A 23,448-nucleotide genomic window follows, 5' to 3' on the forward strand; every position below is an offset into this window, starting at 1 on the left:
CGAATTTTCCCGGAGGCGATGCTGCGCATCTGTCCGGGCTACAAGCCTGGCAAGCCGCGCTGAACCGGTAGCCCGGGCAAGGCGCTTTGCGCCGCCCCCGGGGGAAGACCGCAGAGTGTTAATACAAATCTTAAATGACAGGGAGTAAAGGCTATGGGAATTAACGAAATCATCATTTACATCATGATGTTCTTTATGCTGATTGCCGCCGTGGACAGGATCCTGTCGCAGTTTGGCGGTTCGGCGCGCTTTCTCGGCAAGTTTGGCAAAAGCATCGAGGGATCCGGCGGCCAGTTCGAAGAGGGCTTTATGGCGATGGGCGCGCTGGGCCTGGCGATGGTCGGGATGACCGCGCTGGCGCCGGTACTGGCGCACCTGCTCGGTCCGGTGATTATTCCGCTGTATGAAATGCTCGGCGCCAACCCGTCGATGTTCGCCGGAACGCTGCTGGCCTGCGATATGGGCGGCTTCTTCCTCGCCAAAGAGCTGGCGGGCGGTGACGTGGCGGCGTGGCTCTATTCCGGCCTGATCCTCGGGGCGATGATGGGGCCGACGCTGGTGTTCTCCATTCCGGTCGCGCTCGGCATCATCGAACCCTCCGATCGCCGCTACCTGGCGCTGGGTGTGCTGGCCGGGATCGTCACGATTCCGATCGGCTGTATCGCCGGCGGTCTGGTGGCCATGTACTCCGGCGTGGAGATTAACGGACAGCCGGTAGAGTTCACCTTCGCGCTGATCCTGATGAATATGATCCCGGTGCTTATCGTCGCGGTGCTGGTCGCGCTGGGGCTGAAGTTTATTCCGGAAAAAATGATCAACGGCTTCCAGATCTTCGCCAAATTTCTGGTGGCGCTGATCACCATCGGCCTGGCGGCGGCGGTCATCAAGTTCCTGCTTGGCTGGGATCTGATCCCAGGGCTTGACCCGATCTTTATGGCTCCCGGCGACCAGCCCGGCGAGGTGATGCGCGCTATCGAAGTTATTGGTTCGATCTCCTGCGTGCTGCTCGGCGCTTACCCGATGGTGTTGCTGCTGACTCGCTGGTTTGAAAAGCCGCTGATGCGCGTCGGTAATCTGCTGAAAATCAATAATATGGCTGCCGGCGGCATGGTGGCGACGCTGGCTAACAACATCCCGATGTTCGGCATGATGAAGCAGATGGATACCCGCGGCAAAGTGATCAACTGCGCGTTCTCCGTCTCCGCCGCATTCGCGCTGGGCGACCACCTGGGCTTCGCCGCCGCTAACATGAACGCCATGATCTTCCCGATGATCGTCGGCAAGCTGATCGGCGGCGTCACCGCTATCGGCGTGGCGATGCTGCTGGTGCCAAAAGATGAAAACGTACCCGCGGCAGCGAAAACCGAAGCGGAGGCGCAATCGTGAAAACTCGCCAGCTGCTGAGCGTAGGTATCGATATCGGCACCACCACCACTCAGGTGATCTTCTCCCGCCTTGAGCTGGTTAACCGTGCGGCGGTGTCGCAGGTGCCGCGCTACGAATTCATCAAACGCGAAATTAGCTGGCAAAGCCCGGTCTTCTTCACGCCTGTCGATAAGCAGGGCGGTCTGAAGGAGGCCGAACTCAAGACGCTGATTCTGGCGCAGTATCAGGCCGCCGGCATTGCCCCCGAATCGGTGGATTCCGGGGCGATCATTATTACCGGCGAAAGCGCGAAAACCCGTAACGCCAGGCCGGCGGTGATGGCGCTCTCGCAGTCGCTGGGCGATTTCGTGGTGGCCAGCGCCGGGCCGCACCTGGAGTCGGTGATTGCCGGTCACGGCGCCGGGGCGCAAGCCCTGTCGGCACAGCGCCTGTGCCGGGTTCTCAACATCGATATCGGCGGCGGCACGTCAAACTATGCCCTGTTTGACGCCGGCAAAGTCAGCGGCACCGCCTGCCTCAACGTCGGCGGTCGCCTGCTGGAGACCGACGGCCAGGGGCGCGTGGTCCACGCGCATCAGCCTGGACAGATGATTGCCGATGCGGTTTTCGGCCCCGGAACCTGCGCCCGCTCGCTGAGCGCCGGGCAGCTTACCCAGGTGGCGCGGCGGATGGCGGAGCTGATCGTCGAAGTCATCGACGGCGCGCTCTCCCCGCTGGCGCAACGGCTGATGCAAACCGGCCTGCTGCCCGCAGGCGTTAAGCCTGAGGTGATTACCCTTTCCGGTGGAGTGGGCGAGTGCTATCGCCACCAGCCCGCCGACCCGTTCTGTTTTTCTGACATTGGACCGCTGCTGGCCACGGCGCTGCACGAGCATCCGTGCCTGCGTGAGATGAACGTGCAGTTCCCGGCGCAAACCGTGCGCGCCACGGTGATTGGCGCCGGCGCGCACACGCTTTCGCTCTCTGGTAGCACCATCTGGCTGGAGGGGGTTCAGCTACCGCTGCGCAACCTGCCGGTGGCGATCCCGCTTGATGACGCCGATCTGCTGAGCGCCTGGCAGCAGGCGCTGATGCAGCTCGATCTGGATCCTAAAACGGATGCTTACGTGCTGGCGCTTCCCGCATCGCTACCGGTGCGCTACGCCACCCTGCTGGTGGTGATTGACGCGCTACTGGCTTTTGTCGCGCGCTTTCCCAATCCGCATCCACTGCTGGTGGTGGCGGAGCAGGACTTTGGCAAAGCGCTGGGCATGCTGCTGCGCCCGCAATTACAACAACTCCCGCTGGCGGTCATCGATGAGGTGAGCGTCCGGGCGGGGGACTATATCGACATTGGTACGCCTCTTTTTGGCGGATCGGTTGTGCCGGTGACGGTGAAATCACTCGCATTTCCTTCCTGAGGGAACGACTTATGAAACTAAAGACCACATTGTTCGGCAATGTTTATCAGTTTAAGGATGTAAAAGAGGTGCTGGCTAAAGCCAACGAATTGCGTTCGGGGGATGTGCTGGCGGGCGTGGCGGCGGAAAGTTCGCAGCAGCGCGTGGCGGCGAAGCAGGTGCTCTCCGATATGACGGTCGCCGATATTCGTAACAACCCGGTGATTCCGTATGAAGAGGATTGCGTGACGCGCCTGATCCAGGACGACGTCAACGAAACCGCCTATCAGCGGATTAAAAACTGGACCATCAGCGACCTGCGCGAATACGTACTCAACGATGAAGTCACCAGCGACGATATTGCGTTTGTGCGCAAAGGGCTGACCTCGGAAGTGGTGGCGGCGGTGGCGAAGGTTTGCTCCAACGCCGACCTGATCTACGGCGCGAAGAAAATGCCGGTGATTAAAAAAGCCAACACCACCATCGGCCTGCCGGGCACCTTTAGCTGCCGTTTACAGCCAAACGACACTCGTGACGACGTGCAGAGCATTGCCGCGCAAATCTACGAAGGGCTGTCCTTCGGTGCGGGCGATGCGGTGATCGGCGTTAACCCGGTGACCGATGACGTGGAGAACCTGACCCGCGTCCTCGATACCGTTTACGGCGTTATCGATAAATTTAATATCCCCACCCAGGGCTGCGTGCTGGCGCACGTCACCACTCAGATTGAAGCCATTCGCCGCGGCGCCCCGGGCGGCCTGATCTTCCAGAGCATCTGCGGCAGCGAAAAGGGGCTAAAAGAGTTTGGCGTGGAGCTGGCGATGCTCGATGAGGCGCGGGCGGTCGGCGCCGAGTTCAACCGTATCGCCGGGGAGAACTGCCTGTACTTTGAAACCGGGCAGGGCTCGGCGCTGTCGGCTGGTGCCAACTTCGGCGCCGATCAGGTGACGATGGAGGCGCGTAACTACGGCCTGGCGCGGCACTACGATCCGTTCCTCGTCAATACCGTGGTGGGCTTTATCGGGCCGGAATATCTCTATAACGATCGGCAGATTATTCGCGCCGGTCTGGAAGACCACTTTATGGGCAAGCTGAGCGGCATCTCGATGGGCTGCGACTGCTGCTACACCAACCATGCCGACGCCGACCAGAACCTCAATGAAAACCTGATGATTCTGCTCGCCACCGCCGGCTGCAACTACATCATGGGCATGCCGCTCGGCGACGACATCATGCTCAACTATCAGACCACCGCGTTTCACGATACCGCCACCGTCCGTCAGCTGCTGAATTTACGGCCGTCGCCGGAGTTCGAACGCTGGCTGGAAACCATGGGCATTATGGCAAACGGTCGTCTGACCAAACGGGCGGGCGATCCGTCACTGTTCTTTTGATGACGCGGGGATGACATATGATGGATCAAAAGCAGATTGAAGAAATTGTACGTAGCGTGATGGCGTCAATGGGACAACCGCAAACGGCTACGCAAGCGCTTGAGGCGACGGTGGCGAAATGCGCCAGCCAGTGTGAGGTGGCGGCGGAGAGCTGCACGCTGGATTTAGGTTCGCCGGAGGCGAAAGGCTGGATTGGCGTGCAGCAGCCGCATCGCGCGGAAGTGCTGGCCGAACTGAAGCGCAGCACCGCGGCGCGCGTGTGTACCGGCCGCGCCGGCCCGCGTCCGCGCACCCTCGCGCTGCTGCGCTTTCTCGCCGACCACTCGCGCTCCAAGGATACGGTGCTGAAAGAGGTTCCGGAAGAGTGGGTGAAAACCCAGGGATTGCTGGAGGTACGCTCCGAAATTAGCGACAAAAACCTCTACCTGACGCGCCCGGATATGGGCCGTCGGCTGAGTCCGGAGGCGATTGAGGCGCTGAAGGCGCAGTGTGTGGCGAATCCTGACGTTCAGGTGGTGGTGTCCGATGGCCTCTCTACCGACGCGATCACCGTCAACTATGAAGAGATCCTGCCGCCGCTGCTGTCGGGGCTGAAGCAGGCCGGGCTGAAGGTCGGTACGCCGTTCTTCGTCCGCTACGGGCGGGTCAAAATTGAAGATCAGATTGGCGAAATCCTCGGCGCGAAAGTGGTGATCCTGCTGGTGGGCGAACGTCCGGGGCTGGGGCAGTCGGAAAGCCTCTCCTGTTACGCCGTTTATTCGCCGCGCGTGGCCACCACCGTCGAAGCGGACCGGACCTGTATTTCAAATATCCACCAGGGCGGCACGCCGCCGGTAGAAGCCGCCGCGGTGATCGTCGATTTGGCCAAACGCATGCTGGAGCAGAAGGCTTCCGGCATCAACATGACTCGGTAAGGAGGCATCATGCCTGCATTAGATTTAATTCGCCCTTCGGTGACGGCCATGCGCGTGATTGCTTCAGTGAATGACGGCTTTGCCCGCGAGCTTAAATTACCGCCGCATATACGTAGCCTCGGACTCATCACGGCGGATTCAGATGATGTGACTTATATTGCCGCTGACGAAGCGACAAAACAGGCGATGGTCGAAGTGGTATATGGCCGCTCGCTCTACGCCGGCGCGGCTCACGGTCCTTCGCCAACCGCAGGTGAAGTGCTGATTATGCTGGGCGGCCCGAACCCGGCGGAAGTTCGCGCCGGTCTGGATGCGATGGTGGCGCATATCGAAAATGGGGCTGCGTTCCAGTGGGCCAACGATGCCGAAGATACGGCGTTTCTGGCGCACGTGGTGTCGCGAACCGGCTCTTATCTCTCGTCTACCTCCGGTATCGCGCTGGGCGATCCGATCGCTTACCTGGTAGCGCCGCCGCTGGAGGCGACCTTCGGCATCGATGCGGCAATGAAATCGGCCGACGTTCAACTGGTGACCTACGTGCCGCCGCCGTCGGAAACCAACTATTCCGCCGCGTTTTTGACGGGTAGTCAGGCCGCCTGTAAAGCCGCCTGCAATGCCTTTACCGATGCCGTTCTGGATATTGCCCGTCATCCAATCCAGCGCGCGTAAGGGGGAAGCGATGATCAACGCCCTGGGATTACTGGAAGTGGACGGTATGGTCGCCGCCGTTGACGCGGCGGATGCGATGCTGAAGGCGGCCAACGTGCGGCTGCTCAGCCATGAGGTCCTCGACCCCGGCAGGCTGACGCTGGTGGTGGAAGGCGACCTGGCGGCATGCCGGGCGGCGTTGGATGCCGGCAGCGCTGCGGCGCAGCGTACGGGGCGCGTTATTAGCCGTCGGGAGATCGGTCGCCCGGAAGAGGATACCCAGTGGCTGATCGGCGGCTTTCAACGACCGCCGAAAGCACCCGAGCCGCCTGAGCGGTCCGAGGAAGCGGAATCCTCCGCGCCCTTACTGACGCTGCTGGCGTCGGCGCGTCAGGGAATGACGGCCGGGGAAGTGGCCGCGCATTTCGACTGGTCGCTTGAGAAAGCCAGGAAGGCGCTGGAGCAGCTGTTTTCTACCGGAGCGTTGCGTAAACGCAGTAGCCGCTATCGCTTAAAAAATTAACCTGTCGGAGGTGCCGGGAGCGTGAAAACGCTCCCGGTTTAAAAGATCATGAAAAAGAAAACACCGGTCAACCTGCACCATCTTTATCATGAAGCATTACCCGAAGACGTTAAGCTAACGCCGATGGTCGAGGTGGACAACGTCCACCAGCGGCGAACCACCGATGTCTATGAACATGCCCTGACGATTACCGCCTGGCAGCAGATTTACGATCAGCTTCATCCGGGGAAATTCCACGGTGAATTTACTGAAATCCTGCTCGATGATATTCAGGTCTTTCGTGAATATACCGGTCTGGCGCTGCGCCAGTCCTGCCTGGTGTGGCCTAACTCGTTCTGGTTCGGTATTCCGGCCACCCGCGGCGAGCAGGGATTTATTGGCTCGCAGTGCCTCGGCAGCGCCGAAATCGCTACCCGGCCCGGCGGCACGGAGTTCGAACTCAGTACCCCGGACGATTACACCATCCTTGGGGTGGTCATTTCAGAGGACGTGATTACCCGCCACGCGGGCTTCCTGCATCACCCGGAAAGAGTGCTGCATATGCTGCGTAACCAGTCGGCGCTGGAAGTTAAAGAGCAGCATAAAGCGGCGCTGTGGGGCTTCGTGCAGCAGGCGCTGGCGACGTTCAGCGAGAATCCGGAAAACCTGCATCAGCCCGCGGTGCGCAAAGTGTTGGGCGATAATCTGCTGCTGGCGATGGGGGCGATGCTGGAGGAGGCCCAACCGATCGTCACCGCCGAGAGCATCAGCCATCAGAGCTACCGGCGGCTGCTGTCCCGGGCGCGGGAGTATGTACTGGAGAATATGTCGGAGCCGCTGACCGTTCTCGACCTGTGTAATCAGCTGTACGTTAGCCGCCGCACGCTGCAAAACGCGTTTCACGCGATTCTCGGAATAGGGCCGAACGCGTGGCTGAAGCGTATACGGTTAAACGCGGTGCGCCGGGAGCTGATCAGCCCGTGGTCGCAGAGCGCCACGGTTAAGGATGCCGCAATGCAGTGGGGATTCTGGCATTTGGGCCAGTTCGCCACCGATTATCAGCAGCTGTTCGCCGAGAAACCGTCGCTGACGCTGCATCAGCGGATGCGGCAGTGGGCGTGATGGCGATTGATTTACCGGATGGCGTTTCGTGCCGTTATCGTAGGCCTGATAAGCGTAGCGCCATCGGGAAAAACAGCGCCGGATGGCGGCGTAAACCCCTTATCCGGCCTATGAACCGCGCCATCAGGCAATTTTATACCCAGTCGCGCACCTGAATGAACTCGCCTAGCGCCGCTTCCGGGCTATCCGCTGCCGGCTGGTAGTTATATTCCCAGCGTACCAGCGGCGGCATCGACATCAGGATGGATTCGGTGCGGCCGCCAGTTTGCAGGCCGAACAGGGTGCCGCGATCCCATACCAGGTTAAACTCCACGTAGCGCCCGCGACGGTAGAGCTGAAAATCCCGCTCGCGTTCACCCCAGGCTATTTCCCTGCGTCGCTCGACAATCGGCAAATACGCCTCGGTATAGCCGTTACCCACCGCCTGCATAAAGTTGAAGCAATGGTCGAAGCTGGGGGCATTCAAATCATCGAAAAACAGGCCGCCGATGCCGCGCTGCTCGTTACGGTGTTTGAGAAAGAAGTAGTCATCGCACCACTTTTTATAACGCGGATAAACGTCTTCGCCAAAGGGCTGGCACAGATCGCGGGCGGTACGATGCCAGTGAACGGCATCTTCTTCAAAGCCGTAGTAGGGGGTTAAATCGAAGCCGCCGCCGAACCACCATACCGGATCGGCGCCCGGTTTTTCCGCGATAAAGAAACGCACGTTGGCATGGCTGGTGGGGATATAGGGGCTGCGCGGATGCACGACCAGCGATACGCCCATCGCTTCAAAGCTGCGGCCAGCCAGCTCAGGACGGTGAGCGGTAGCGGAAGCCGGCATCGCATCGCCGTGCACGTGCGAAAAATTCACGCCAGCCTGCTCAAAGATCCCGCCATCGCGCAGCACCCGGCTGCGCCCGCCGCCGCCGCCTTCCCGCCGCCAGCTATCTTCGACAAATTCGTCGCCGTCAACGGCGCTGAGCTGTTGGCAGATAGCATCCTGGAGCTGAAGAAGGAAGGCTTTTACCTGGTGCGCATCGGGTCTCATTAACGTCTCTTCGAGTGGGCTTTCTGGTTATCGAACCAGTGGAAATAGCTGATAATGCCGTTGGCAATCGCCGTGGCGATTTTCTGCCGGAACGCGGTGGTGCCGAGCAGTTTTTCTTCGTTCGGATTGGTAATAAACGATGTCTCCACCAGTACCGACGGAATCGACGGCGATTTCAGCACCACGAACGCCGCCTGTTCGGTATTGCGGCTGTGCAGCTTATGCACCGGCTTAATCTTTTTCAGGATATGCGAGCCGAGCGTCAGGCTGTTTTTAATGGTATCAGTTTGTACCAGGTCGAACAGCACTTGCTGCAATAGATGGTCTTTATCCGTCGTTTTCTTGCCGGCCACTTCATCTGCCCGGTTTTCTCGATCCGAGAGATATTTTGCCATGGCGCTACTGGCGCCGCGGTTGGAAAGGGCGAAAACGGAGGCGCCGGCCGCGCTCGGGTTGGTGAAGCCGTCAGCGTGAATTGACATAAAGAGATCGGCGCCGTGCTGGTGGGCGATCTCCACGCGGTCATAGAGCGGAATAAAGGTGTCGCCGCTGCGCGTCAGGCGCGCATCGATACCGTTGCTGCGCAGGATGCTGCGTACGTTTTTGGCGATCGCCAGCACCACGTGCTTCTCTTTTGAACCGTTATGGCCGATAGCACCGGTGTCGATACCGCCATGGCCCGGGTCGAGCATCACGACGCGTTTGGCGCCTTTTTTCTTCGCTGCGGGTTTGCTGTGCCCATTGGATGTCTTCAATGGCTGTTGTTCTTTCGCGCTGGCCTGTGAGGCGATCCCTGAAAGCGTGATTGCTGCCAGCCCGGCTTTCAGCACCTGGCGGCGCGAAGCAAGTATTTTTAAAGGTTTAAAAGTGCTCATTCGGCCTGAATTGCAAACAAGTGGTAACCAATGTTATATCGTATCGTGTTTTCTGATACGACCATTCAAAATAAGAATTGTTTTACTTTTCATTTCAATACATGACAAAGTCATATTATGCCATTTTTTGCGGCTCATTGCGCCTGATATTGGCTATCGGGCACAATCGCGCCATAATCTCTGTTTTTAACCGTCAATGGTGGGGAATACCATGGAGATACGCGTTTTTCGCCAGCAAGATTTCGAAGAGGTCATTACCCTGTGGGAGCGTTGCGATCTCCTGCGCCCATGGAACGATCCGGAAATGGATATTGAACGTAAGCTGAATCACGATGCCAGCCTGTTCCTGGTCGCCGAGGTTAACGGGGAAGTGGTCGGCACGGTGATGGGCGGTTATGACGGTCATCGCGGGTCTGCTTATTATCTGGGGGTGCATCCTGAATATCGCGGACGCGGTATTGCTAACGCGCTGCTTAATCGGCTGGAGAAAAAGCTGATTGCCCGCGGCTGCCCGAAAATAAACATTATGGTACGCGAAGATAATGATGTGGTGCAGGGAATGTACGAACGCCTTGGCTATGAGCATTCAGACGTGCTGTGCCTCGGCAAGCGCCTAATTGAAGATGAAGAATACTGAGTTTATCCCCGCCGATTTTGATACCCACGGCCGCCTGCGTTTACCGTTTCTTTTTTGGTGCGTGCTGCTGCTTCAGGCGCGGACGTGGGTGCTATTTCTGATGGCCGGCGCGTCGCGCCAGCAGGGCGACGCGCTGCTGAATCTGTTTTATCCGGACCACGATAATTTTTGGCTGGGGTTGCTTCCCGGCATCCCGGCGGTGCTGGCGTTTATCATTAGCGGGCATCGTCAGCGCTTTCCCCGGCTCTGGCCCCTGATGCGCTGGCTGCTGGCGCTTTCCCAGCTATTGCTGTTGGTCTGGCAACCGCTGCTGTGGATGAGCGGCGAATCGCCCTCGGCGGTGACCATCGGCCTGCTGGCGGCGGATCTTTACGCGCTCTGGTGGCTGTTGAGCAGCCGTCGGCTGAAGGCCTGTTTTCGCGAAGAACAGGTTTAACGGCACTTTTTGCCGATCGCGCACTCCAACATGCGTTGAATAAATCAGAAAGGACACTCAGTCATGAAATCGCTACGTTTACTTCTCTGCGCACTACCGCTGGCTTTAACCGGCTGCTCGACGATGAGCTCGGTGAACTGGTCGGCGGCCTATCCGTGGAACTGGTTTGGCTCCTCCACGGAAGTGACCGAACAGGGCGTAGGCAACCTGACGGCGTCAACGCCGCTGAGCGAACAGGCGATCGGCGATGCGCTCGGCAGCAGCTACCGCCTGCGCAGCGGCATGAAAACGGCTAACGGTAATATTGTGCGCTACTTCGAAGCGTTAAAAGATGACAAGGTCGCGCTGACCATCAACGGCGAGAGCGGGACTATCAGCCGCATCGACGTGCGCGATAGCAATATCAAAGCCGCCAGCGGCGTGAAAATCGGTACCCCGTTCAGCGATATCTACAGCAAGGCGTTTGGCAACTGCCAAAAAGGCAGCAATGACAACGGTGCCGTGGTGGAATGCAAGGCCGAGGGCAGCCAGCATATTAGCTATGCTTTTACCGGCAACTGGAACGGTCCTGAAGAGTTAATGCCTTCCGACGACACGCTGAAGAACTGGAAAGTGAGCAAGATTATCTGGCGCCGCTAATTTGATCTGAAGTGATTCGAGGTCCTGAAAAAGCGGGTACAATAGCGCCTTAAAAAAGCCACAGCGTGGTGGCTGTCCTATTTTTCAGGAGGAGCGATGTCTCAGGTTCAGAGCGGCATTTTGCCGGAACATTGCCGTGCGGCGATTTGGATTGAAGCAAATGTCAAAGGCGATGTTGACGCCCTGCGTGAAGCCAGCAAAGTGTTTGTCGATAAGTTAGCCACCTTTCAGGCGAAATACCCGCAAGCGAAGCTGGGGGCGGTGGTGGCTTTTGGTCATAACGTCTGGCGTCAGCTGAGCGGCGGCGTTGGGGCCGAAGAGCTAAAAGACTTTCCGGCCTACGGCAAAGGTCTGGCGCCGTCGACCCAGTACGATGTGCTGATCCACATTCTCTCCGCGCAGCATGAACTGAACTTCTCTGTGGCGCAGGCGGCTATGTCCGCTTTTGGCGCAGTAGTTGATGTTAAAGAAGAGATTCATGGTTTTCGCTGGATTGAAGAGCGCGATCTGAGCGGCTTTGTCGACGGTACTGAAAACCCGGCCGGCGAAGAGACGCGCCGTGAAGTGGCGGTGATTCAGGATGGCGTCGATGCGGGCGGCAGCTACGTATTCGTGCAGCGCTGGGAGCACAACCTCAAGCAGCTTAATCGCATGAGCGTTCCTGACCAGGAGATGATGATTGGCCGCACCAAAGAAGCCAACGAAGAGATTGACGGCGACGATCGTCCGGACACCTCTCACCTGAGCCGCGTGGATCTGAAAGAAGAGGGAAAAGGGCTGAAGATTGTCCGTCAGAGCCTGCCGTACGGCACCGCCAGCGGTACCCACGGCCTCTACTTTTGCGCCTACTGCGCCCGTCTGTACAACATTGAGCAGCAGCTGCTGAGCATGTTCGGCGATACCGACGGTAAGCGCGATGCGATGCTGCGTTTTACCAAACCGGTGACCGGCGGATACTACTTCGCGCCTTCGCTGGATAGACTGCTGGCGCTGTAAGATTTCCCCTCTCCCCACAAGGGGAGGAAACCGTTCGGCGCGGCAGGCAAGCGTCGAACGGTTTCCGGTTCTGGATGAGTGATTCAGATAAGCTTTGCCATTTCCTTATTCTCTTTTCGACTTCCAAATCGCCAAACGGTATATAAAACCGTTACTCCTTTCATAGCCGTTATAAATATGATGATCAGCAGAAAATCATCATATTGATAAGGGTGCGCAATGGCCGTTAAATCATTAACAAAAGGATATCTGGCGCTGGCTGCTTCTGTGCTGCTGGTCGCGCAGGCGCAGGCGACGGAACTGCTGAACAGTTCTTACGATGTTTCCCGCGAGCTGTTTGCCGCCCTTAACCCGCAGTTTGAACAGCAGTGGGCGAAAGATAACGGCGGCGATAAGCTGACGATTAAACAATCTCATGCCGGGTCATCAAAACAGGCGCTGGCGATTCTGCAGGGGCTTAAGGCCGACGTGGTGACCTACAATCAGGTGACCGACGTCCAGATTCTGCACGACAAAGGCAAACTGATCCCGGCGGACTGGCAAAGCCGTCTGCCGAATAACAGCTCGCCGTTTTACTCGACGATGGGATTCCTGGTGCGTAAAGGCAACCCGAAAAATATCCACGACTGGAATGATTTAGTGCGTTCCGATGTGAAGCTCATTTTCCCGAACCCGAAAACCTCCGGCAATGCCCGTTACACCTACCTGGCGGCGTGGGGCGCGGCGGACAAAGCTGACGGCGGTGATAAAGCGAAAACCGAGCAGTTTATGACCCAGTTTCTGAAAAACGTCGAAGTGTTTGATACCGGCGGGCGCGGCGCAACCACCACCTTTGCCGAGCGTGGGCTTGGCGATGTGCTGATTAGCTTTGAATCTGAAGTAAATAACATTCGGAAACAGTACGAAGATCAGGGCTTTGAGGTGGTCATTCCTAAAACCAATATCCTCGCGGAATTCCCGGTCGCCTGGGTGGATAAAAACGTGCAGGCAAACGGAACAGAGAAAGCGGCGAAAGCCTACCTGAACTGGCTCTATAGCCCGCAGGCGCAGACCATCATCACCGATTACTCCTATCGCGTGAATAACCCGGACGTGATGAACAAACTGAAAGATAAATTCCCGCAGACCGATCTGTTCCGCGTGGAAGATAAATTTGGTTCCTGGCCGGAAGTGATGAAAACCCACTTTACCAGCGGCGGCGAGCTGGACAAACTGCTGGCGGCGGGGCGTAAGTAATGTTTGCAGTATCGACTAAACGCGTGCTGCCGGGCTTTACCTTAAGCCTTGGGACCAGCCTGCTGTTCGTCTGCCTGATCCTGTTGTTGCCGCTCAGCGCGCTGGTGATGCAGCTTGCCCAGATGAGCTGGGCGCAGTACTGGGATGTGGTCACCAACCCGCAGGTGGTGGCGGCCTATAAAGTGACGCTGCTCTCGGCGTTTGTGGCGTCGATTTTTAACGGCGTCTTCGGCCTGCTGATGGCGTGGATCTTAACCCGCTACCGCTTCCCGGGCCGCACGCTGCTGGATGCTCTGATGGATTTGCCGTTTGCGCTGCCGACGGCCGTTGCCGGCTTAACCCTCGCGTCGCTCTTCTCCGTGAACGGGCTGTACGGCGAGTGGCTGGCGAAATTTGATATTAAAGTCACCTATACGTGGCTCGGTATCGCGGTGGCGATGGCCTTTACCAGCATCCCGTTTGTGGTGCGTACCGTGCAGCCGGTGCTGGAAGAGTTGGGCCCGGAATATGAAGAAGCGGCGGAAACCCTGGGCGCCACGCGCTGGCAGAGCTTTCGCAAGGTGGTGCTGCCGGAGCTCTCCCCGGCGCTGATGGCGGGCGTTGCGCTGTCCTTTACCCGCAGCCTCGGAGAGTTTGGCGCGGTGATTTTTATCGCCGGCAACATTGCGTGGAAAACGGAAGTGACCTCGCTGATGATTTTTATCCGTTTGCAGGAGTTTGATTACCCGGCGGCGAGCGCGATTGCTTCAGTGATCCTCGCGGCCTCGCTGCTGCTGCTGTACTCGATTAACACTCTGCAAAGTCGCTTTGGTCGACGCGTGGTAGGTCATTAATGGCGATCGTTGCTCAATTGAAGCGTTATGACGCTCCCCGCATTAACTGGGGAAAATGGTTTCTGATAGGTGTTGGGGTGCTGGTTTCTGCCTTCATCCTGATTGTGCCGATGGTCTATATCTTCGTGCAGGCCTTTAGCAAAGGCCTGATGCCGGTGCTGCAAAACCTTGCAGACCCGGACATGCTGCACGCCATTTGGCTAACGGTCATGATTGCCTTGATTACCGTACCGGTAAACCTGGTTTTCGGTACGCTGCTAGCGTGGCTGGTGACGCGCTTTACCTTTCCAGGCCGTCAGCTGTTGCTGACGCTGTTGGATATACCGTTTGCCGTCTCGCCGGTGGTGGCGGGCCTGGTTTATTTGCTGTTTTACGGTTCTAACGGTCCGCTGGGCGGCTGGCTCGATGAGCATAACCTGCAGATTATGTTTGCCTGGCCGGGCATGGTCCTGGCGACCATTTTTGTGACCTGTCCGTTTGTGGTCCGCGAACTGGTGCCGGTGATGATGAGCCAGGGCAGCAATGAAGATGAGGCGGCGATTCTGCTCGGCGCGTCGGGCTGGCAGATGTTCCGCCGGGTTACGCTGCCCAATATTCGCTGGGCGCTGCTCTACGGCGTGGTGCTGACTAACGCCCGCGCGATTGGTGAATTCGGCGCCGTGTCGGTGGTTTCCGGCTCAATCCGCGGCGAAACCTTATCGCTGCCGCTACAAATTGAGCTACTGGAGCAGGATTACAATTCCGTCGGTTCGTTTACCGCCGCCGCACTGCTGACGTTAATGGCTATTTTGACCCTGTTTTTGAAGAGTATGGTGCAATGGCGTTTGGCCAATCAGGAAAAACGCGCGCAACTGGAGGGAAATCATGAGCATTGAGATTGCCAATATTAAGAAGTCTTTTGGTCGCACGCAGGTGCTGAATGATATCTCGCTGGATATCCCCTCCGGACAGATGGTCGCGCTGCTGGGGCCGTCAGGCTCCGGGAAAACCACGCTGCTGCGTATCATCGCCGGGCTGGAAAATCAGTCCAGCGGCCATATCCGTTTTCACGGTACCGACGTCAGCCGCGTGCATGCGCGTGACCGTAAAGTCGGCTTCGTGTTCCAGCACTACGCGCTGTTTCGCCATATGACGGTGTTCGACAATATCGCCTTCGGCCTGACGGTACTGCCGCGTCGTGAACGACCGAATGCTGCCGGCATCAAGGCAAAAGTCACCAAGCTGCTGGAGATGGTCCAGCTGGCGCATCTGGCGGATCGCTATCCGGCCCAGCTTTCCGGCGGGCAGAAGCAGCGCGTCGCGTTAGCGCGCGCGCTGGCGGTTGAACCGCAGATTCTGCTGCTGGATGAACCTTTTGGCGCGCTGGACGCCCAGGTCCGTAAAGAACTGAGACGCTGGCTGCGTCAGCTGCACGAAGAGCTGAAGTTTACCAGCGTATTTGTTACGCACGATCAGGAAGAGGCGACCGAAGTGGCCGATCGCGTGGTGGTCATGAGCCAGGGCAATATCGAACAGGCCGATGCGCCCGATCGGGTATGGCGCGAGCCGGCCACGCGTTTTGTGCTGGAGTTCATGGGCGAAGTTAACCGCCTGAAGGGAACCCTTCGCGGCGGTCAGTTCCACGTCGGCGCGCATCGCTGGCCGTTGGGCTATACCCCGGCGTACCAGGGGCCGGTCGATCTGTTCCTGCGTCCGTGGGAAGTGGACATCAGCCGTCGCACCAGCCTGGATTCGCCGCTGCCGGTACAGGTGCTGGAAGCGAGCCCGAAAGGCCACTACACCCAATTAGTTGTGCAGCCTCTCGGGTGGTATGACGAACCGCTAACCGTGGTGCATCAGGGTGAAGACGCGCCGCATCGCGGGGAACGCCTGTTTGTTGGCCTGCAGAACGCGCGTCTGTACAACGGCAATGAACGTATTGAGCCGCGCGAGGAGCTTGCTCTGGCTGAATCGGCCTGATAGCTTATTGCGTAGTTTATCGCCCGGTGGCGCTTCGCCTATCGGGCCTACAGTAATCACTGCGTCTTGTAGGCCGGGTAAGCGAAGCGCCACCCGGCTTTTTTATTGAGTAGAAATCGTGAATACACTCGAATACACCATCGGCAATACTCCTCTGGTCAAACTGCAGCGCATGGGGCCGGACAACGGCAGCGAAATATGGGTCAAACTCGAAGGCAACAATCCCGCGGGCTCGGTGAAAGACAGAGCGGCGCTGTCGATGATTGTCGAGGCTGAAAAGCGCGGAGAGATTAAGCCCGGTGATGTGCTGATTGAAGCGACCAGCGGCAACACCGGCATTGCGCTGGCGATGATCGCCGCGCTTAAAGGCTATCAGATGAAGCTGCTGATGCCGGACAACATGAGCCAGGAGCGCCGTGCCGCCATGCGCGCCTACGGCGCGGAGCTGATTCTGGTGACGAAAGAGCAGGGAATGGAAGGCGCGCGTGACTTAGCGTTAGCAATGGCCCAGCGCGGCGAAGGCAAGCTATTGGATCAGTTCAACAATCCTGATAACCCGTACGCGCACTACACCACCACCGGGCCGGAAATCTGGCGGCAGACTGACGGGCGGATCACCCATTTTGTCTCCAGCATGGGCACCACCGGCACCATTACCGGCGTATCGCGTTTTCTGCGCGAGCAGGATAAAGCGGTGAGCATCGTCGGACTGCAGCCGGAAGAGGGGAGCAGTATTCCCGGCATTCGCCGCTGGCCTGCCGAATATATGCCGGGCATTTTTAACGCGCAGCTGGTGGACGTGGTGCTCGATATCCATCAACAGGATGCCGAAAACACCATGCGGATGCTGGCGGTGAAGGAAGGGATTTTCTGCGGCGTCAGTTCCGGCGGCGCGGTGGTGGGCGCATTGCGCGTTGCCCGCGAAAATCCCGGCGCGGTAGTGGTGGCGATCGTTTGCGATCGCGGCGATCGCTACCTTTCTACCGGTGTATTTGGCGAAGAGCATTTTACCCAGGGCGCGGGAATTTAAACCTCGGGCGCGTCGAGCAGGTCGGTACCGTAGGAGTTATCCACGGTGCAGAGCCAGCGTTCGCCCTGCTGACGAAAGACATAGGTTGCGCGCCGCGTGACCTGTGTTATCCCGGCTTCCGTCGGGATATCCAGCCGGGTTTCCATAATCACCAGCGCATTGCCGCCGCCTTCGATGATCTCCATTTTTCCCTGCGTCACCACCAGCCGGTGCTGAAAATAGTCGGCAATGGCGATAAACGCGTTGCGGATATTTTCTTTGCCTCTGGCCACCATGCCTGGTTTGACGACCAGCGCGGCGTCTTCAGCGTAATACTCCATCAGTGTCGCGTAATCTTCCTGGGAGATAGCGCGATCGCAGGCTTCGATGGCGGCTTTAAGCTGTGGGTTGGGATTGTGCATTTGTGGCGATTCTCGCATTGTCGGGCTTGAATAAAAGCGTTTTGCTTACTTTGCCGTCAGCTTATCAAGGAACACCCATAGCTTCTCATTCATTTCGCGATAATCCCAGGCGCGCATCTCCTGTTCACTACGAATGAAACGCCTGCCTCTGGCGGCGCTAAGCTCCTGCTGTGAATGGGCGATAAGCAGCTCGATGACCTCAGCGTCAAACTCCATGTGGCACTGGAAGCCATAGACCCGGTCGCTGTATTTCACAATTTGCCGCGGGCAGCCTTCGCTGGAGGCCATCACTTCCGCCTCTGGCGTCAGGCCCGGCATATCGTTATGCCAGTGGCCGACGACCAGCGAGGGGCCAAAATGGGCCAGTTTGTCATCCTGCAGGCCCGCGGTGGTGAGCGTGATGGGATAGTGGCCGACCTCTTTTTCCGGGCTCTGCATGACCGGCGCGCCCAGCGCTTCACCGATAAGCTGCGAGCCGAGGCAAATCCCCACCACGATCCGTCCTGCGGCAATGGCCTGCGCAATCAAACGCTGCTCGGCGTGGCTATCAAACCAGGGGCACTCAGTTAATGTGGTGCGCGGCGACTGCGGGCCGCCGAGCACAACCAGCATATCAAAGGCGTTGGCGTTTTCCGGGAGCGCATCTCCCGCAAATACCCGAGACCAGCTGATACCGTAGCCGCGCGCCTGCGCCCAGCGCAGGTAAGCTCCCGGCGCTTCAAAGACTTCATGGACGATAAAGTGGATCTGCATAGCGTTAACTCCCGTCACTGTTGTTGTAATATCTGGTATAAGTCATTGGCGAGCTTATTAATTTCATTCTCGCTTAGCGTCGCAAGCGACAGCCGTAGCCCGTGCGCTGGTTCGCGGATACCGAACGTTTCGCCTTCGCGAACCAGCCAGCCGGCGTGCGCCAGACGAAGCGCCACCGGCTGACTCGGCTCCTCCAGCGGGAACCAAAAATTAAGCCCGTCTCCTGGCGTCAGGTGGGTGATTCCGCGGCTGGCGAGGGCGGCAATCAGCTTTTCATGCTGTTGACGATAGTGGCGCCGGGTTTCCGCCAGAGAGGCCATAAAGGCGTTGTCGTTAAGGCAGGCGATGACCAGATCCTGCAACAGATGGCTGACCCACTGGCTACCGGAATTAAGCCTGAGGCGCAGCGCCGCCGACGTGTCGGCGTCGCTGGCGACGATGGCCAGACGTATATCCGGCCCCAGGGTTTTTGACAGGGAGCGTACCAGCGCCCAACGCTGGCTTTCCGCGGCGATAGGGGAGTACCAGGGCGTGGCGGAGAGCAGCGCGAAATGATCGTCAACAATCACCAGAACCTGCGGATAGCGGGCCAGTATTTCGCGTATTGCCCGGGCGCGGGATTCGCTGAGGCTACAGCCGGTCGGATTGTGCGCGCGCGGGGTGATAATGACCGCCCGGGCGCCGTTGCGCAGCGCCTCTTCAAGGGGCTCAGGCTGCATGCCTTCCCCGTCGACCGGCACCGGCGAAGGGTGAAAACCGGCATAGCGCAGCATATTGATGCTGCTGAGAAAGCAGGGATCTTCAATGGCCACGCTATCGCCGGGCAGCAACAGGGCGCATAGCAGGCGCTCAAGCGCATCGACGGCGCCGCTGGCGAGGTTAATCTCGGCGTCCATCTCCAGATCCGGGTTAACCCAGCGACTGGCCCACGCGGCCAGCCGGGGCTCAACCGCCGCATCGCCGTACAGACGTGGCGCTAAAGCAATCGCGCCGAGGGAGTGCTTGAGGTTCGCCAGGCGAGCGGGATCGGGATTGCCGCTGGAAATATCCTTCAGCGGGGAAGAGGGATCGCCCCCTTCAAGGGCGGGAAGAGTATTATGCGTTTTAATGGCGGTGCCATTACGCCCCTGACTGACGGCCAGACCGGAGGTTACCAGGCGCTTATAGGCGGCAGCGACGGTATTGCGGTTAACCGCCAGCTTGCCCGCCAGCTCGCGGACCGGCGGCAAAATATCGCCAGGCTTGAGCGCGCCGCTTTGTACCAGATGGCGGATATTATCGAAGATCTCACTGGCAGTTTTTCCAACGATCATTATTGACCTATGACAAAATGAATTTTAGCATAGGACGAATGATAATCAGAGTCTGACTCGCTGTCCAGCGGGAGGAGAAAGGATGGATCAGCAAGATGAAATACAATCGGTGCTCTTTAGCGATAAAAGCCGTGCGCTGCAGGTCGATATTGTGGCCGTGCAGTCGCAGGTGGTTTACGGCAGCGTAGGCAACAGTATTGCGATACCGGCGATAAAGCAGCACGGCCTGCGGGTGATGGCGGTGCCGACGGTGCTGTTTAGCAATACGCCGCATTACGATACCTACTACGGCGGGGTGATCCCGGAAGAGTGGTTTGCCGGTTATTTAAAGGCGCTGGAGGAGCGTGACGCGCTCCGCGAGCTGCGGGCGGTAACGACCGGCTATATGGGCAGCGCCGTGCAGATTAAGCGTCTGGCGCAATGGCTGCAGCGCATTCGCGAGCAGCGTCCTGAACTGTGTATTCTCGTTGATCCCGTCATTGGCGATGTGGATAGCGGTATCTACGTCAAGGCCGAGATCCCTGAAGCCTATCGTACGCATTTGCTCCCGCTGGCTCAGGGGATCACGCCCAATCTGTTTGAGCTGGAGACGCTAAGCGGCCTGCCTTGTCATCATCAGCAGGAGGCGATTATTGCCGCCCGTAGTCTGCTCTCTGATTCACTGCAATGGGTGGTTATTACCAGCGCGCCGGGAGCGGATAGCGCCACGATCAACGTGCTGGTGGTTAGCGCAGAGTCGGTCGAGGTGATCGAACATCCGCGTGTAGAAACCGACCTTAAGGGAACGGGCGACCTTTTTTGCGCCGAACTGGCGAGCGGCCTGGTTTGCGGGATACCGCTGGGCGATGCCGCTAAAGCCGCCGCGCAGCGGGTGCTGGCGGTCATGACATGGACCGAGGAACAGGGCTGCGATGAGCTCATTCTGCCGCCGCGAGGGGAGGGAGTATGAAGAGCTATCGCTTAGTGGTGCGCCAGCAGGGAAGAGTCGTCGGTCATTTTGAGACGACCGGCAGCGAAGCGCTGGAAGATGTTTGCGAAGTGGGGTCGCTATTTGGCGCCGTGGGCGGATATCAGTGTGATTTACAGGTTTCTGACAGCGAGAAGCGGATTCTGGAAAGCGGCCCTGAGGGAATGAAAATACTTTCGCGGGAGAAGTGCTATCGGCCGTTTAAAGCGGCGAGATAAAAAAATGGCGCCCTGAGAGGCGCCATTCTTCTGCGGCAAGAATTACTTCTTGATGCGGATAACCGGCGTTTCACCCACGGTTACGCTACCGGACAGTTTGATCAGCTCTTTGATCTCGTCCATGTTGGAGATAACAACCGGAGTCAGGGTAGACTTGGCTTTCTCTTCCAGCAGCGGCAGATCGAATTCGATAACCGGGTCGCCGACTTTCACACGCTGGCCTTCTTCAGCGATACGTTTGAAGCCTTCGCCTTTCAGTTCAACGGTATCAATACCGAAGTGAACGAACAGCTCGATGCCGCTATCAGATTCGATTGAAAAAGCATGGTTGGTTTCAAAAATTTTACCGATGGTACCATCTACCGGCGCAACCATTTTGTTGCCAGTAGGTTTGATAGCAATGCCATCACCCACAATTTTTTCCGCGAAAACTACATCCGGCACGTCTTCAATGTTGACGATCTCGCCAGAGAGCGGGGCAACAATCTCAATAGTTCCGGTGTCTTTTTTGTCATCAGAAACCAGAGATTTCAATTTATCGAACAAACCCATGATCTTCTCCTAAGCAGTAATTTGGGCCGCGCATCTCGTGAATTAGCAGATTGTTTTTTCTTCAATGAACTTGTTAACCAGCGTCATTAACTCGTCCGTTGTCGGTTGAGCAAGAGCCTGCTCTGCTAATACTTTCGCATCTTCGAAGTTCGTGTTACGGATAATCTTCTTGATGCGCGGGATGGAAATGGCGCTCATAGAGAACTCGTCCAGACCCATACCCAGCAACAGAAGTGTAGCACGTTCATCGCCCGCAAGCTCACCGCACATGCCAGTCCATTTGCCTTCAGCATGAGAAGCATCAATAACTTGCTTAATCAGCGTCAGCACGGACGGGGACATTGGCTGGTAAAGATGTGAAATCATATCATTACCACGGTCAACTGCCAGAGTATACTGCGTTAAATCATTGGTACCGATACTAAAGAAATCAACTTCTTTGGCTAAGTGACGAGCAATTGTCGCAGCGGCTGGGGTTTCCACCATCACGCCAATCTCAATGGACTCATCAAAAGCTTTACCTTCGTCGCGCAGTTCCTGTTTGTAGATTTCGATCTCTTTTTTCAGTGCACGCACTTCTTCAACAGAGATGATCATCGGGAACATGATGCGCAGTTTACCGAAAGCGGAAGCACGCAGGATTGCACGAACCTGGTCACGCAGAATCTCTTTGCGATCCATGGCGATGCGCACCGCGCGCCAGCCGAGGAACGGGTTCTCTTCTTTCGGGAAGTTCATGTACGGCAGCTCTTTGTCGCCGCCGATGTCCATGGTGCGAACGATAACCGCCTGCGAGCCGCACGCTTCGGCAACGGCTTTGTAAGCGGCGAACTGTTCTTCTTCAGTTGGCAGCGAGTCGCGGTCCATGAACAGGAATTCTGTACGATATAAGCCAACGCCTTCTGCACCGTTACGCTCGGCACCTTCAACGTCGCGTACGGTACCGATGTTGGCGCAGACTTCAACCTGATGGCCGTCCAGCGTGATGGCCGGCAGGTCTTTCAGCTTAGCCAGTTCCGCTTTTTCTTCAGCGACCTGAGCCTGCAGGTTGCGCAGTTCTTCGATTTGTTGGTCGCTCGGGTTAACCAGAACCTGATTATTCACCGCGTCGAGAACCAGATAGTCGCCGTTTTTCACCTGGCTGGTCACGCTGCCGGTGCCCACGATGGCCGGCAGTTCAAGGGAACGCGCCATGATGGAGGTGTGGGAAGTACGACCGCCCGCGTCGGTAATGAAACCCAGCACCTTGTTCAGGTTCAGCTGCGCGGTTTCAGACGGAGTGAGGTCAGCGGCAACCAGAATAACTTCATCCTGAATCGCGCTCAGATCGATGATGGCCAGACCGAGGATGTTGCGCAGCAGGCGCTTACCGATGTCGCGTACGTCAGCCGCACGCTCTTTCAGGTATTCGTCATCCAGTTCTTCCAGGGCAGTAGCCTGACCTTCGATAACTTCATTGGCTGCCGCATCGGCAGTCATATGCTTATCTTTAATCAGGGCTATGATTTCCTGCTCAAGCTCCTCATCTTCCAGCAGCATGATGTGCCCTTCGAAGATGGCTTCTTTTTCTTCACCGAAAGTTTCACCAGCTTTGGTTTTGATGACCTCCAGCTGGGCGGAGGCCTTGGTGCGGCCGTTCAGAAAACGTTCAACTTCCTGATCAACCTTATCGGCAGAAATTTTCTTCCGGTCGATGACAATTTCGTCTTCTTTCAGCAGAAGAGCTTTGCCGAAAGCGATACCCGGGGATGCTAAAATGCCTGAAATCATAACCCTACCTTACTTGTGACTGATATTAAAAAGAACCCGTGAACTTACTCGAGTTCAGCCATCAGTTTAACCAGATGCTCAACTGCTTTCTGCTCATCTTCGCCTTCGGCAGAGAGAGTCACAACGGTGCCCTGGGTCAGGCCCAGAGTCTGCAGTTTGAACAGGCTTTTGGCGCTGGCGCTTTTGCCGTTGGAGGTTACAGTGATCTCAGAAGTGAAGCCTTTTGCTTCTTTAACAAACTGAGCAGCAGGGCGGGTGTGCAGACCGTTCGGAGCGGTAATAGTAACTTCTTGCTGGAACATTATATTTCCCCAACTTATAGGTTTAGTGTTGTGGACCTAAAGTTTAGCCTAACGGCCAAACTTTAGCCTGTATCGTTAGCGCCGGCATCACGTATCCGGCTCCGGCACCAGCAGCAGCGAATCGCTGTGGAAACCTTCAGGCCGTTAACGTCT

The 23,448-nt window shown here is 57.6% G+C and carries 26 protein-coding genes; 18 read left to right on the plus strand and 8 right to left on the minus strand.

Annotation, left to right across the window (positions count from 1 at the left end):
• Positions 1–153: 153 nt before the first annotated feature.
• Genes eutH through eutR form a run of 7 tightly spaced genes read left to right on the plus strand, consistent with a single transcriptional unit; the run spans position 154 to position 7,345 of the window.
• A complete protein-coding gene (gene eutH, locus GUC22_RS06850) occupies positions 154–1,386 on the plus strand; it encodes an ethanolamine utilization protein EutH (protein ID WP_160183441.1) in 1,233 nt (410 codons plus the stop codon).
• Entirely contained in the window at positions 1,383–2,786 is a 1,404-nt protein-coding gene (gene eutA, locus GUC22_RS06855) for an ethanolamine ammonia-lyase reactivating factor EutA (protein WP_160183442.1), read from the plus strand. The genes eutH and eutA overlap by 4 nt, the downstream gene beginning before the upstream one ends.
• An 11-nt stretch (positions 2,787–2,797) precedes the next feature.
• A complete protein-coding gene (gene eutB / locus GUC22_RS06860; protein WP_004870740.1) occupies positions 2,798–4,159 on the plus strand; it encodes an ethanolamine ammonia-lyase subunit alpha in 1,362 nt (453 codons plus the stop codon).
• 20 nt (positions 4,160–4,179) lie between these two features.
• Positions 4,180–5,073 carry an ethanolamine ammonia-lyase subunit EutC gene (gene eutC / locus GUC22_RS06865; protein ID WP_160183882.1) on the plus strand — a complete coding sequence of 298 codons (894 nt, stop codon included), beginning with the start codon at positions 4,180–4,182 and terminating at the stop codon, positions 5,071–5,073.
• Between the two features lie 9 nt (positions 5,074–5,082).
• Entirely contained in the window at positions 5,083–5,742 is a 660-nt protein-coding gene (gene eutL / locus GUC22_RS06870) for an ethanolamine utilization microcompartment protein EutL (protein WP_004123400.1), read from the plus strand.
• 10 nt (positions 5,743–5,752) lie between these two features.
• On the plus strand, positions 5,753–6,244 hold the full coding sequence (eutK, locus tag GUC22_RS06875; protein ID WP_004870745.1) for an ethanolamine utilization microcompartment protein EutK: 492 nt from the start codon (positions 5,753–5,755) through the stop codon (positions 6,242–6,244).
• Between the two features lie 48 nt (positions 6,245–6,292).
• A complete protein-coding gene (gene eutR / locus GUC22_RS06880; protein WP_004870747.1) occupies positions 6,293–7,345 on the plus strand; it encodes an HTH-type transcriptional regulator EutR in 1,053 nt (350 codons plus the stop codon).
• 133 nt (positions 7,346–7,478) lie between these two features.
• Here the strand turns inward: eutR and hemF are convergent, their stop codons facing one another.
• Positions 7,479–8,378, minus strand: a complete 900-nt coding sequence (gene hemF / locus GUC22_RS06885) for an oxygen-dependent coproporphyrinogen oxidase (protein WP_004870749.1) — start codon at positions 8,376–8,378, stop codon at positions 7,479–7,481.
• Complete coding sequence (gene amiA, locus GUC22_RS06890; RefSeq protein ID WP_004870750.1) at positions 8,378–9,253, minus strand: N-acetylmuramoyl-L-alanine amidase AmiA; 876 nt, start codon at positions 9,251–9,253, stop codon at positions 8,378–8,380. The genes hemF and amiA overlap by 1 nt, the downstream gene beginning before the upstream one ends.
• A gap of 211 nt (positions 9,254–9,464) precedes the next feature.
• Here amiA and GUC22_RS06895 point away from each other — a divergent pair, with 211 nt between their 5' ends.
• The 9 genes from GUC22_RS06895 (at position 9,465) to cysM (ending at position 17,019) form a co-directional block, all read left to right on the plus strand.
• Entirely contained in the window at positions 9,465–9,890 is a 426-nt protein-coding gene (locus GUC22_RS06895; RefSeq protein WP_004853033.1) for a GNAT family acetyltransferase, read from the plus strand.
• Entirely contained in the window at positions 9,877–10,326 is a 450-nt protein-coding gene (locus GUC22_RS06900; protein ID WP_004870752.1) for a DUF2919 domain-containing protein, read from the plus strand. Before GUC22_RS06895 ends, GUC22_RS06900 begins: the two co-directional genes overlap by 14 nt.
• Positions 10,327–10,389: 63 nt before the next feature.
• The gene (locus GUC22_RS06905; RefSeq protein ID WP_004870754.1) at positions 10,390–10,965 is read left to right on the plus strand and encodes an RpoE-regulated lipoprotein; all 576 of its coding nucleotides are present in this window, start codon (positions 10,390–10,392) and stop codon (positions 10,963–10,965) included.
• Between the two features lie 96 nt (positions 10,966–11,061).
• On the plus strand, positions 11,062–11,961 hold the full coding sequence (locus tag GUC22_RS06910) for a Dyp-type peroxidase (protein ID WP_004870755.1): 900 nt from the start codon (positions 11,062–11,064) through the stop codon (positions 11,959–11,961).
• 219 nt (positions 11,962–12,180) lie between these two features.
• Entirely contained in the window at positions 12,181–13,197 is a 1,017-nt protein-coding gene (gene cysP / locus GUC22_RS06915) for a thiosulfate/sulfate ABC transporter substrate-binding protein CysP (RefSeq protein ID WP_004870758.1), read from the plus strand.
• Positions 13,197–14,030, plus strand: coding sequence for a sulfate/thiosulfate ABC transporter permease CysT (gene cysT, locus GUC22_RS06920; protein WP_004123378.1), 834 nt, complete (start codon positions 13,197–13,199; stop codon positions 14,028–14,030). The genes cysP and cysT overlap by 1 nt, the downstream gene beginning before the upstream one ends.
• Entirely contained in the window at positions 14,030–14,905 is an 876-nt protein-coding gene (gene cysW / locus GUC22_RS06925; RefSeq protein WP_004870763.1) for a sulfate/thiosulfate ABC transporter permease CysW, read from the plus strand. Before cysT ends, cysW begins: the two co-directional genes overlap by 1 nt.
• Positions 14,895–15,989, plus strand: a complete 1,095-nt coding sequence (gene cysA / locus GUC22_RS06930) for a sulfate/thiosulfate ABC transporter ATP-binding protein CysA (RefSeq protein ID WP_004123374.1) — start codon at positions 14,895–14,897, stop codon at positions 15,987–15,989. The genes cysW and cysA overlap by 11 nt, the downstream gene beginning before the upstream one ends.
• Positions 15,990–16,107: 118 nt before the next feature.
• Positions 16,108–17,019: a cysteine synthase CysM gene (gene cysM, locus GUC22_RS06935; protein ID WP_004870767.1), complete on the plus strand. Its 912-nt coding sequence runs from the start codon at positions 16,108–16,110 to the stop codon at positions 17,017–17,019.
• Here the strand turns inward: cysM and GUC22_RS06940 are convergent.
• The 3 genes from GUC22_RS06940 to ptsJ are packed head-to-tail and all read right to left on the minus strand — an operon-like array spanning position 17,016 to position 19,486.
• Complete coding sequence (locus tag GUC22_RS06940; protein WP_004870769.1) at positions 17,016–17,420, minus strand: YybH family protein; 405 nt, start codon at positions 17,418–17,420, stop codon at positions 17,016–17,018. The two genes, cysM and GUC22_RS06940, sit on opposite strands and share 4 nt — an antisense overlap.
• A 45-nt stretch (positions 17,421–17,465) precedes the next feature.
• Positions 17,466–18,173, minus strand: coding sequence for a type 1 glutamine amidotransferase (locus GUC22_RS06945; RefSeq protein WP_160183443.1), 708 nt, complete (start codon positions 18,171–18,173; stop codon positions 17,466–17,468).
• Between the two features lie 14 nt (positions 18,174–18,187).
• Complete coding sequence (ptsJ, locus tag GUC22_RS06950) at positions 18,188–19,486, minus strand: transcriptional regulator PtsJ (protein WP_049085971.1); 1,299 nt, start codon at positions 19,484–19,486, stop codon at positions 18,188–18,190.
• An 82-nt stretch (positions 19,487–19,568) separates the two neighbouring features.
• Here ptsJ and pdxK point away from each other — a divergent pair, with 82 nt between their 5' ends.
• Both pdxK and GUC22_RS06960 read left to right on the plus strand, forming a co-directional pair.
• On the plus strand, positions 19,569–20,435 hold the full coding sequence (gene pdxK, locus GUC22_RS06955) for a pyridoxine/pyridoxal/pyridoxamine kinase (protein WP_004870781.1): 867 nt from the start codon (positions 19,569–19,571) through the stop codon (positions 20,433–20,435).
• Entirely contained in the window at positions 20,432–20,671 is a 240-nt protein-coding gene (locus GUC22_RS06960; protein ID WP_004104337.1) for a hypothetical protein, read from the plus strand. Before pdxK ends, GUC22_RS06960 begins: the two co-directional genes overlap by 4 nt.
• 42 nt (positions 20,672–20,713) lie before the next feature.
• On the opposite strand, the gene crr is transcribed toward GUC22_RS06960, so the two are convergent.
• The 3 genes from crr to ptsH are packed head-to-tail and all read right to left on the minus strand — an operon-like array spanning position 20,714 to position 23,295.
• Positions 20,714–21,223 (minus strand): PTS glucose transporter subunit IIA, encoded by a 510-nt coding sequence (gene crr, locus GUC22_RS06965; protein ID WP_000522253.1) that lies wholly within the window; start codon positions 21,221–21,223, stop codon positions 20,714–20,716.
• Between the two features lie 42 nt (positions 21,224–21,265).
• On the minus strand, positions 21,266–22,993 hold the full coding sequence (gene ptsI / locus GUC22_RS06970; RefSeq protein ID WP_004870786.1) for a phosphoenolpyruvate-protein phosphotransferase PtsI: 1,728 nt from the start codon (positions 22,991–22,993) through the stop codon (positions 21,266–21,268).
• A gap of 44 nt (positions 22,994–23,037) precedes the next feature.
• Positions 23,038–23,295 carry a phosphocarrier protein Hpr gene (gene ptsH, locus GUC22_RS06975; RefSeq protein ID WP_002913505.1) on the minus strand — a complete coding sequence of 86 codons (258 nt, stop codon included), beginning with the start codon at positions 23,293–23,295 and terminating at the stop codon, positions 23,038–23,040.
• Between the last annotated feature and the right edge of the window lie 153 nt (positions 23,296–23,448).

Origin of the sequence: Klebsiella sp. MPUS7, from assembly GCF_009905335.1 — a bacterium.
Lineage (GTDB): Bacteria > Pseudomonadota > Gammaproteobacteria > Enterobacterales > Enterobacteriaceae > Klebsiella > Klebsiella grimontii.